The sequence below is a fragment of the Streptomyces anatolicus genome (genome assembly GCF_019400875.1).
In the GTDB taxonomy this organism is placed as follows: Bacteria; Actinomycetota; Actinomycetes; order Streptomycetales; family Streptomycetaceae; genus Streptomyces; species Streptomyces anatolicus.
This window is the reverse complement of sequence record NZ_WMBF01000590.1, coordinates 1-3,475: the sequence shown is the minus strand read 5'-3', so window position 1 is coordinate 3,475 and position 3,475 is coordinate 1. Positions and strand designations below refer to the sequence as shown.

3 protein-coding genes are annotated in these 3,475 nt (G+C 74.5%); all 3 read left to right on the top strand.

Translation table 11 applies throughout. From position 1 onward, the window contains the following. Positions 1–123: 123 nt before the first annotated feature. The 3 genes from GKQ77_RS30020 to GKQ77_RS30010 all read left to right on the top strand — a co-directional run bounded on the left by GKQ77_RS30020 (position 124) and on the right by GKQ77_RS30010 (position 3,441). Positions 124–1,284: an adenylate/guanylate cyclase domain-containing protein gene (locus GKQ77_RS30020; RefSeq protein WP_372460024.1), complete on the top strand. Its 1,161-nt coding sequence runs from the start codon at positions 124–126 to the stop codon at positions 1,282–1,284. Positions 1,285–1,393: 109 nt separating this feature from the next. Next, entirely contained in the window at positions 1,394–2,191 is a 798-nt protein-coding gene (locus GKQ77_RS30015) for an enoyl-CoA hydratase/isomerase family protein (RefSeq protein ID WP_219692267.1), read from the top strand. Between the two features lie 83 nt (positions 2,192–2,274). Beyond that, a complete protein-coding gene (locus tag GKQ77_RS30010; RefSeq protein WP_219692266.1) occupies positions 2,275–3,441 on the top strand; it encodes a GGDEF domain-containing protein in 1,167 nt (388 codons plus the stop codon). Positions 3,442–3,475 lie beyond the last annotated feature (34 nt).

Here is a 3,475-nt window from a genome sequence, read left to right as displayed (position 1 = left end):
CCCGCAAGCCCCCCGCCGGGCCCCGCACCGACTCCCGGGGAGTCGGGAGTGAGCTGCGGCACACCTGCCGTAAAGTTGGCGCCGGTCGATACCTGACCGCGGCAGATCGGAAGGGCAGCAGGCGTGACCGTCGATGACACGGGCTCCGGCGCGGGCGCACAGCGCGGTCCCGAGGCCGGGACGGACGCCTCCGCGATCCCCGAAGTAGAGGACGAGAAGGCGGACGGCGAGTCCGCGAAGAACCCCCTCGCCCTCCAGCTGGAACAGCTCATCCTCGGCGCGGACCGCCGCTACACCCCCTTCCAGGCGGCCCGCAGCGCCGGCGTCTCGATGGAGCTGGCCTCCCGCTTCTGGCGAGCCATGGGCTTCCCCGACATCGGCCAGGCGAAGGCGCTGACGGAGGCCGACGTGCTCGCGCTGCGGCGCCTGGCCGGTCTCGTGGAGGCGGGCCTGCTCAGTGAGGCCATGGCGGTGCAGGTGGCCCGGTCGACCGGGCAGACCACCGCCCGGCTGGCCGAGTGGCAGATCGACTCCTTCCTGGAGGGGCTGACCGAACCGCCCGAGCCGGGCATGACCCGTACCGAGGTCACGTACCCCCTGATCGAACTGCTCCTGCCCGAGCTTGAGGAGTTCCTGGTCTACGTCTGGCGCCGCCAGCTCGCCGCCGCGACGGGCCGCGTCGTACAGGCCGCCGACGACGAGGAGATGGTCGACCGCAGGCTGGCCGTCGGCTTCGCCGACCTCGTCGGCTTCACCCGGCTGACCCGGCGCATGGAGGAGGAGGAACTGGGCGAACTCGTCGAGGCCTTCGAGACCACCGCCGCCGACCTCGTCGCCGCGCACGGCGGACGGCTCATCAAGACGCTCGGCGACGAGGTCCTGTACGCCGCCGACGACGCGGGCGTCGCCGCGGAGATCTCGCTGCGGCTCATCGAGACCATGGCCAACGACGAGACCATGCCGGAGCTGCGCGTCGGGATCGCCTTCGGGACCGTGACGACGCGCATGGGCGACGTCTTCGGTACGACGGTGAACCTCGCGAGCCGCTTGACGTCGATAGCGCCCCGGGACGCCGTCCTGGTGGACGGCGCGTTCGCCGAGGAGCTGATGCGGACCGGCGACGCGCCCGCCTCCGAGGCGCAGGCGGCGGAGGCCGCCGCCGCGGCCGAGAAGGAGGGCGAGGAGCCGCCCTCGTACCGCTTCGCGCTCCAGCCGATGTGGCAGCGGCCCGTACGCGGCCTCGGCGTCGTCGAGCCCTGGCTCCTCGCCCGCCGCACACCGTGACGCTTCGGGCCCCACGGGCACGCCCCACCCCGTGACGCCTCTTCCCGGCGCCGGGCCCGGCTGACATGATCGGCCGGGTAACGGTCGTTAACCGGAGGAGGCGTCGGTCATGGGTGACGAGCAGCGGTACGGGGAGTACGTGGCGGTCAGGCGGCACGGCCATGTCGTCGAACTCGTCCTGGACCGCCCGAAGGCGATGAACGCCGTCTCCCTGGAGATGGCCCGCTCCATCGCCGCCGCCTGCGCCGCCCTCTCCGAGGACCTCGACGCCCGGGTCGTCGTTGTGACCTCGACCCACGAGCGGGCGTTCTGCGTGGGCGCCGACCTCAAGGAGCGCAACTCCCTCAGCGACGCCGAGTTGCTCCGCCAGCGCCCTGCCTCCCGCGCCTGCTACACCGGCGTCCTTGAGCTGCCCCTGCCCACTGTCGCCGCCGTGCACGGCTTCGCGCTCGGGGGCGGGTTCGAGCTCGCGCTCTCCTGTGACGTGATCGTCGCCGACCCGAGCGCGGTCGTCGGGCTGCCCGAGGTGTCCGTCGGCGTCATCCCGGGCGGCGGCGGCACGCAGCTCCTGCCGCGCCGCGTCGGGGCCGCCCGCGCCGCCGAGCTGATCTTCTCGGCGCGGCGCGTGGAGGCGGCCGAGGCAAGGGAGTTGGGCCTCGTCGACGTGCTTGTGGGGGAGGGCGAGGCGCGTACGGAGGCGCTCGCGCTCGGCGCCCGTATGGCCGCCAACTCGCCGGTCGGGCTGCGCGCCGCCAAGCGTGCGCTGCGCCTGGGGCACGGCCTCGACCTGCGGGCCGGTCTCGAGGTGGAGGACGCGGCGTGGCGTGCGGTGGCGTTCTCGGGCGACCGGGCGGAGGGCGTCGCGGCGTTCAACGAGAAGCGGAAGCCGCAGTGGCCCGGGGAGTAGGGCGTACCGGGTGCGGACAGCGGGGAGCACGCAGAGTTATGTCCCGAAGTTCCACATTGCCGTAAACGTCATAGCCTGGAGTGATGGGTGAGGATGTCCGGCTGCGGGCCGTGGTGGAGCTTGCGCGGGGAATGGCCGCCGCGCGGACTCCGCGTGAGTCCTGGCGGGCCGCCGCCCTCGGCGCCTGCCGCGGGCTGAGCGGCAACTTCGCCGCGCTCTCCGTGTGGGAGCGGGACCTGGGCCGGCTGCGGGTGCTCGTGAACGCGGGCGAACGGGCCGAGGGCGAGGAGGAGTTCCCCGAAGGGGAGGCGTACCCCGTCCATCAGTTCCCGGAGATCACCGAGTTCCTGCACGAGCGCTGGGTCGGCGGCGGGGAGCCGAACGCATGGGTCGAGACGGCCGAGGGGCCCCGGGGCGGCCGCTCCGCGGGCTACTGCCACCAGCGCGTCACGGCGTTGCGCCGGCGCGGCCGGGGCTGCTGTGTGGTGGCGCCGATCGTGCTGCACGGGCGGGCGTGGGGCGAGCTGTATGTGGCGCGGCCGGTGGGCGCGCCCGTCTTCGGCCGCTCCGACGCCGACTTCGCCACGGTGCTCGCGGCGGTGGCCGCGGCCGGGATCGCCCAGACCGAGCGCCTTGAGGAGGCGCGCCGCCTCGCCTTCACGGACGCGCTGACGGGGCTCGCCAACCGGCGCGCGGTGGATCTGCGCCTGGACGAGGCGGTGGAGCGGCACCGCGCCGTGGGGGCCGTGGTGAGCCTGGTCGTCTGTGACGTGAACGGACTCAAGCGGGTCAACGACACCCGGGGCCACGCCGTGGGCGACCGCCTCCTCGAACGCTTCGGCTCGATCCTCTCGCTCTGCGGGGCGATGCTGCCGGGCGCGCTGGCGGCGCGGCTCGGCGGCGACGAGTTCTGTCTGCTCTCCGTGGGGCCGACCGCGGACGAGGTGGTGCGGGTCGCCGATGAACTGTGCCTGCGGGCAGCCGAGTTGGAGCACGGTGACGGCGTCGCCTGCGGAGTCGCCTCCACCGGCGACCCGATCGGCCCGGTCCGCTCCGCCCGCCGCCTCTTCCGCCTCGCGGACGCGGCCCAGTACCGGGCGAAGGCGGCACGCGCGGCGAAGCCGGTGGTAGCGGGCCGCGAGGGCCCGGCGGGCGGCGAGGACCCGGTGATCAGCCTCGCGGACTCGCCCCCGCGCACGGACGAGCCGGGGGAGCGCCGCCGGTTCCGGGGGCGGGGGGCGCCGGGGTAGGCGGCTCGGGCGCGCGGCGCCCGGTGGTTCGGGG

Coding starts and splice junctions, on each gene's coding strand:
- GKQ77_RS30015 (WP_219692267.1), top strand. CDS start 1,394: ATGGGTGACGAGCAGCGGTACGGGGAGTACGTGGCGGTCAGGCGGCAC.
- GKQ77_RS30010 (WP_219692266.1), top strand. CDS start 2,275: ATGGGTGAGGATGTCCGGCTGCGGGCCGTGGTGGAGCTTGCGCGGGGA.